Source organism: Microcystis sp. M113S1 (genome assembly GCF_020246945.1).
GTDB lineage: Bacteria > Cyanobacteriota > Cyanobacteriia > Cyanobacteriales > Microcystaceae > Microcystis.
Genome location: NZ_JADBSA010000245.1, coordinates 1 through 6,369, shown reverse-complemented (window position 1 = coordinate 6,369; position 6,369 = coordinate 1). Strand labels below are relative to the sequence as shown.

5 protein-coding genes and 1 pseudogene are annotated in these 6,369 nt (G+C 38.2%); 1 reads left to right on the top strand and 5 read right to left on the bottom strand.

Annotated features, from left to right (window positions below):
* Positions 1-233: 233 nt before the first annotated feature.
* From IM319_RS12225 to IM319_RS12215, 3 genes and pseudogenes are all read right to left on the bottom strand, one after another.
* Complete coding sequence (locus IM319_RS12225) at positions 234-716, bottom strand: hypothetical protein (RefSeq protein ID WP_287735788.1); 483 nt, start codon at positions 714-716, stop codon at positions 234-236.
* Between the two features lie 214 nt (positions 717-930).
* Complete coding sequence (locus IM319_RS12220; RefSeq protein WP_287735787.1) at positions 931-2,673, bottom strand: ABC transporter ATP-binding protein; 1,743 nt, start codon at positions 2,671-2,673, stop codon at positions 931-933.
* 217 nt (positions 2,674-2,890) lie between these two features.
* Positions 2,891-3,103 (bottom strand): annotated as a pseudogene (locus IM319_RS12215) (aminotransferase class V-fold PLP-dependent enzyme); the annotation flags it as partial.
* Between the two features lie 188 nt (positions 3,104-3,291).
* Between IM319_RS12215 and IM319_RS12210 the strand changes: the two are divergent.
* Positions 3,292-5,370 carry an NACHT domain-containing protein gene (locus tag IM319_RS12210; RefSeq protein ID WP_287735786.1) on the top strand — a complete coding sequence of 693 codons (2,079 nt, stop codon included), beginning with the start codon at positions 3,292-3,294 and terminating at the stop codon, positions 5,368-5,370.
* Positions 5,371-5,567: 197 nt separating this feature from the next.
* On the opposite strand, the gene IM319_RS12205 is transcribed toward IM319_RS12210, so the two are convergent.
* Together IM319_RS12205 and IM319_RS12200 are read right to left on the bottom strand one after the other, a co-directional pair.
* Positions 5,568-5,834, bottom strand: a complete 267-nt coding sequence (locus IM319_RS12205; RefSeq protein ID WP_002759714.1) for a type II toxin-antitoxin system RelE family toxin — start codon at positions 5,832-5,834, stop codon at positions 5,568-5,570.
* A gap of 1 nt (position 5,835) precedes the next feature.
* Positions 5,836-6,117, bottom strand: coding sequence for a hypothetical protein (locus IM319_RS12200; RefSeq protein WP_002759713.1), 282 nt, complete (start codon positions 6,115-6,117; stop codon positions 5,836-5,838).
* Between the last annotated feature and the right edge of the window lie 252 nt (positions 6,118-6,369).

The window sequence follows — 6,369 nt, the reverse complement described above, 5'->3', positions numbered from 1 at the left end:
TGGTCAACTACCTAATTTTCAGGGAAAAAGTACCTGAATTTTCCCCCTGATCACTCCCATGCCTGGTACTTTTTGATTGACAAAAAGTCTAAAAGTCTTACCCAACAAGGTTTTTAGATTTATTCAGCAGACCCTAATTATAATTAAAAAAGCTGGATTAATATAACATCCAGCTTTTGAGATGCTCAAGTTAAAGAGGACTAACAAAACTGTTAACCGCTCTTAGGGTAATTTTAGTGACAGACTCCCGTGAAAGAATCACCACCATGCTTAACTTTAATGGTGCGAAGATTGTTTTCTAGGGTAAAACTAACCGGTGTTCCTGCTTGACTTTTTCCGCTAAAAGTATTTCTACCTTGATAGGTAGTGACAGCTAATCCTATTGGCTGCATTTCCGGGGGAGTTGCGGCAGCAAAATTATCAATCGTCACGGTGTTATCGTCTTTGTTAACTACCAAAATTTGCCCTTCCACCACATCACTAACCGGGGAAACCATTGTCAGTGTCACCGGTTCTTTTTTGTTGATTGAGTCGTCATCAATTTCAGAAGTATAAACATATAGTTTTACTCCTTGGGCGGTTTTGCCAGTTGCTGTACAGATGATACCATCTCCTAGAGTAGGCATTTGGGCAATTGTCGGCTGAATTAAGACGCTAGGGACACCGAGCAGGGTAGCAGTGGCTAAAAGAGCGGTTTTACTCAGATTTTTAAGCATGAATTTCTCGGTTCAAGTGGACTTCTATTCGGTTTTTAGCACATTACCTGTGCCACGAGAAATCAAGATAACACAAAAATTGGTTAGAAATTTTTATAAAGTGTTGAGTGAGATTATTGGCTTTTGCTGCCATTAAATCGACAAAATAGCCATTAAATCATTCTTAAATTCTCCTACTCACTGGCAATAACTGGCAGATTCCCTGTTTTATCAGCTACTGTAAAACCTTAGACTCTAACTGCTGCTGTTGCCAGAGATTTTGATAGACTCCGGGGACTGCGATTAACTCCTCGTGGTTTCCTATCTGGACAATTTCTCCGCGATCCATGACAAAAATGCGATCGGCAGTGGCAGCGGCCGATAATTGATGGGAGATAAAAATCACGGTTTTTTGGCTTTCTTGGCTGATATTTTCCAAAATAGCTGTAGCCGTTTGATTATCGACGCTAGATAGGGCATCATCAAGGATTAAAATCGGTGCTTGGATGGCTAAAGCGCGCGCTAAAGAGGCCCGTTGACGTTGACCACCGGAAAGAGTAATCCCACGTTCTCCCACTAAAGTTCCGTATTTTTGCGGGAAATTCTCGATTTCCTCCTGAATTCTCGCTTGTTTGGCCGCCGATTCCACTGCCGAAAAATTCAGCAGCGGATCGCCATAACGGATATTATCTTCAATGGTGGTACTAAATAAAAAACTTTCTTGGGGAACATAAGCGATCGCTTTTCGCAGCTCTTCAAGGGCAATTTGAGTGACATCTTGATTATCAATAAATAACTGTCCCTCGGCAATATTCAAAAGACGGGGAATAGCGTTAGCAAGGGTAGATTTTCCCGATCTGATCGCACCGACGACCGCTACCGTTTCCCCCGGATTAATGGTAAAAGAAAGAGATTTTAAGGCGGGTTCCTTAGCATCAGGATAGAAAAAAGTCAAGGCTTTGGCGGTAATTTTTCCTTGAATATTTTTTAAGTGAATACAATCGGCATTGTCTTTAATTTTAGCCTCGGCTAATAGGATAGTTTCCAGGCGATCTATACTCACTTCTCCCTGTTGGTAGGCAGTAATAGTGAAACCTAATAAAGCAGTGGGAAAAACTAATCTTTCTGCCAAAATTAACAGAGCAATAAAGTCCCCAATGGTGATATTACCCGCTATAATTTGTCTAGTACCGAGAGCAAGCAATGCCAATAAACTGACATAGGCCAAAGCTTCAATCAGGGGAAAAAGAAAATTACGAGTCTGGACTAAATCTAAATTAGCCTGTAATAATTCGCGATTTCTTTGCTTAAATGCTCGGCGCTCGTTACCTTCTTGGGCATAAATTTTAATCAGAGTAATACCACTCATGTCCTCTTGAATTAAATCGCTCAGATGCGAGAGTTTTTCTTGTACTTTTTTCTGTTGCCGCTGCAGACGACCACTAAATAACTGCACCGCAATTAACATCAAAGGATAGACAGAAATAGCGGCGATTGAAAGGGGAATATGAATCGCTAACATTACAGGCAAAGTTAACCCATAGGCAAAAAAAGTATTAGCCAAACTGAGCAAAGCAAAACCCACCAGACGACGGATATTATCCACATCGCTAGTGGCACGGTTGATTAAATCTCCTGAAGTTTGCCGAGAAAAATAGGCAGGTTCAAGGGTTAATAAATGCTGAAAGATTTTTTGTTTAAGCTCGAACTCTACCTGACGACCGATCCCGAATAACAATACTCTGGAAATCATGCGGATAAACCACATAATCGAGGCTAAAGCGACAATTAAAATCAGATAATAAATGATTTTTTGAAAGTCAAAGGATTTACTCAGATCATCGATGCTATCCCGGATTAAAAGCGGTATATAAACACCCAAAAGATTAACAATAAGCAGAGCAACTACCCCCCCAGTTACTATTTGCCAATGGGGACGTAGATAATTTGCTAGTTTTTTAATGCGAGAATAAGCCATATTCAGTTATCAGTAATCGGTGATCAGTTATCAGTTAGAATAGGGAACAGGGAACAGGCAAAAGGGGGAATAGATAATCAGTGGATTATGAGATGCGGCCACATTTCCCACCCAAGAATTTTTATTTTTTCTCCTTGTCCTGATTTGGCCTCGGTTTAACATTAGAACCAGCCTTGGGCGGTTTACCGGGGGGGCTGATCAATTTTAGCTTGATAGCCGTACCGCCAGAAGTGAAGATAATCTGGTCTGAATTGGCATTAATTAACCCTGCTACCTGTTCTCTGGCCATTTCGATGACTGTCGCCGTATCCTGTCCCCAAGTGTGTAAACTGGAGGGGTTGCCCCAATGATGCTGGAGAATAGTGGCAACCCGCTCGATCACTTGGGGATGAGTGGGGGTAGTAGCACTATAGTCAAGATAAATTTGCATTATTTGACAATCTGAGAAATGAGAGCCAAGGACAAGCAGCTATTCCCAGTTTAGCGGCTTAAGGATTAGAAACCCGCTTTCTTAAAGAAAGTGGGTTTCTGGGTTGATGAGAAACCCGCTTTCTGGGTTGTTGAGAAACCCGCTTTCTGGCTTATACTAAGCTTCAGAGGATTTACAGGGGTTAAGTTATGACAGGAATTGAAACAACCATTGTAACGGCATTGACTAATAATTTTATTGGCCAAATGATTAAATCGGGGTGGGAGGGTATTAATAAAAATGAGTTATTGAATAAAGATGTCGGGCAGCTTATCAAAGAGGGAAAGTATCTTTTTTTGCGGGAATATACTCAACGTTACTGGGATCGGCACGGCATGATTAAGGTTTTAAAAATGTCTAAGCCGATGGATTTGGAGTCAATTTATATTAATGTCAAATGTTTGGGAAATTTAGTCAGGGATTATTATGATGAAAATTTAGAAAATAAATATCGTGAGAGTAAGCAGCGACGGTTTAACTTTAGGGATTATGGTAAAGAAGATGGTTTACTCTGGGCTAATCAAAAACAATATTTAATGGTACTTGGTGATCCCGGCATTGGTAAATCTACATTTTTGCGAAAAGTTGGGCTAGAAGCTCTCAAGGGAAATCAAGGCAGTTATCAGCATTCTCTAACACCTGTTTTACTGGAGTTGAAAAACTTTAAAGAAAACGAGATTAATATTCAGGCATTAATTGAAGAGGAGTTTAAAATTTGTGGTTTTCCCAATGTGGAAAAAAATATTAGCAATAAACTAGAAAAAGGAGAATTACTAATTTTATTAGATGGTTTGGATGAAGTGCCAACAGCTAATGTGAATAATGTAATCGAGAAAATCAAAGATTTTGTAGATAGGCATTATAAAAATCGTTTTATTCTCTCCTGTCGCACTGCTGCTAGAACTCATCTTCAACGATTTACCGATATTGAAATTGTCGAATTTGATGATCAGCAAATTCAAAGTTTTATTGAACATTGGTTTAGTTCCGAATTAGATTGCAAAAATGAGACAGCTAAAAATTGTTGGGAACTGTTGCAAAAGGAGGAGTATAAAAGTGCAAAAGAGTTAGCCCATACACCGTTATTGTTGACTTTTTTGTGTTTGGTTTATGATGAAAATCAATCGTTTCCCACAAATCGCAGTCGCCTTTATCAAGATGCGTTACGAATTTTATTGGAAAAATGGTCAGCCGAAAAACGTTTACCTAATCGCGGTTTAGTTTATGAAAATCTCAGTATTGAGCAAGAAGAAATTTTGCTATCTGAAATTGCTTATCAGAATTTTGTAGCAGATAAACTTTTTCTAGAAAAACGAGAAATTGTTAAGCAAATTAAAGATCACCTTAAACAAAACTTCAATGCTCCGCAACATCTGGACGGCGAAAAAGTATTAAAAACCATTGAAATTGAACAGGGAATTTTAGTAGAGCGGGCGAGATATGTCTATTCTTTTTCTCATTTAACCCTTCAGGAATACCTCACGGCTCAGTATATCTATGACAATGATTTGATTGAAGAAGCAGTTAAGAATTATGTAACAGAAACTCGTTGGCAAGAGGTCTTTTTGTTAGTGGCGGGTTTGATGCGAGGGAAAGCCGATAAATTGTTATTAGCAATGGAGAAAGAAGCCCAGAAATATGCGAAGAATGCCGAATTATCTAAATTTCTTGTTTGGGTAGAGCAAGCAACTGGTGAATTAAAAGAATCGGTTAAACCCTCTGCAAAACGCTCAATCATTCTTTTTGACAGATTAAATACAGGGATTAATTTTACCAAACGCTATAATAGAATACAGTCAGATATGTATAATAATTACATAGATTGTACTCCACAATTTGACGAACCTTTCCTTCAGGAATTAGATAAATTAAGTCAAGAATATGTTGGTATTGATGTTTTGTATCACAATCATTATCGATATTGGTTAATCAGTGAACAAATGCCAAGTGAAAAAACAGTAACACATATTTTTGCATTGATTAGTTCAATTATAAAAAAAATACTAGGACAATTAGAATTTGATCAAATCTCAGCAGATGAAAAAATAATTCTAGATTTTTATAAGCAAAGTCCAATTGGGTTCTCTTCTTGGAGAAGACCTGACTGGATTATATTTCAAAATTATCTATACGTTAATGAATTAATACTAAGTTGCCAAAAAGTGGCTGTTAATATTTCCCCTACCGTCTGGCAAGAAATCGAAGAACGAATGCTCCGCGTTCCTTAACTTCTACTTTTTTTCTCAAATCTTGCCTTTCCAATTAGATGAGATTAGCGAATATTAACACTATGAGGATTGGGAGCCTCAAAAACCTTGCATTACCACTTTTGTAGAACACAAATTAGTGCAAAAAGAGGACAACAAAGCCTGAAACTCCCGCTTCCTGACTGACTTCAACAATAAACTTTTTCAGCAAACCCTATTTATTGGCGGTAAGCTTGACTGCGATGTTCAATCAGCAAGACGATAACTTGAGACTGACTATCATCAACTGTATAGATAACCCGATAGTCTCCAACGCGGAAGCGATACTTCCCAGCAAATTCTCCCTTTAATGCTTTAATTTGAGGGTGATTTTTCGGTGTTTCTTGAAGGAGTTTTAAACACTTAGCAATCTTCTTTTTTAAGATTGGATCCGCTTCAGAATAAACTTTATTTGCTTTAGCTGTCAAACGGACTTTATAAGTCATCTCAGCTTTCCCAATCAATGAGGCAACCTGATTGTAAATCCATTTCAGCTTCTTTCAAATGTTCCATAATATTCGGGATTGCTCTAATTTCTTGCGTTGCCTTTTCACTTTCTTTATCTGACAAATAAGCGGCAAATTCTAGAATCATCTTTAAATTTTCTACTGATAGGGTTTGTAAATATTGTTGAATCTTTTGCTGCATTAAATCGACCTGTACTAATGTTTCAGAATCTAAAAAATCTTCTGGAGTCGAGGGATTTACTTCAACGTCAGTTAGAGTCATATTTAATCAAGTGCTTCTCTCAAGTTTATTATTTGTATCTTAGCGTGTATTCCGTCTCCCGTCTCCTGACGACCGACTCCTTACCCCACAGTTAACTTTATTTTTGTCCAACTACTTAGGGTCTGCTGAATAAATCTAAAAACCTTGTTGGGTAAGACTTTTAGACTTTTTGTCAATCAAAAAGTACCAGGCATGGGAGTGATCAGGGGGAAAATTCAGGTACTTTTTCCCTGAAAATTAGGTAGTTGACCA

Bases quoted from the DNA above. Each gene is read 5' to 3' on its own strand.
- IM319_RS12210 (WP_287735786.1), top strand. From the start codon at position 3,292: ATGACAGGAATTGAAACAACCATTGTAACGGCATTGACTAATAATTTT.
- IM319_RS12225 (WP_287735788.1), bottom strand. From the start codon at position 716: ATGCTTAAAAATCTGAGTAAAACCGCTCTTTTAGCCACTGCTACCCTG.
- IM319_RS12200 (WP_002759713.1), bottom strand. From the start codon at position 6,117: ATGACTCTAACTGACGTTGAAGTAAATCCCTCGACTCCAGAAGATTTT.
- IM319_RS12220 (WP_287735787.1), bottom strand. From the start codon at position 2,673: ATGGCTTATTCTCGCATTAAAAAACTAGCAAATTATCTACGTCCCCAT.
- IM319_RS12205 (WP_002759714.1), bottom strand. From the start codon at position 5,834: ATGACTTATAAAGTCCGTTTGACAGCTAAAGCAAATAAAGTTTATTCT.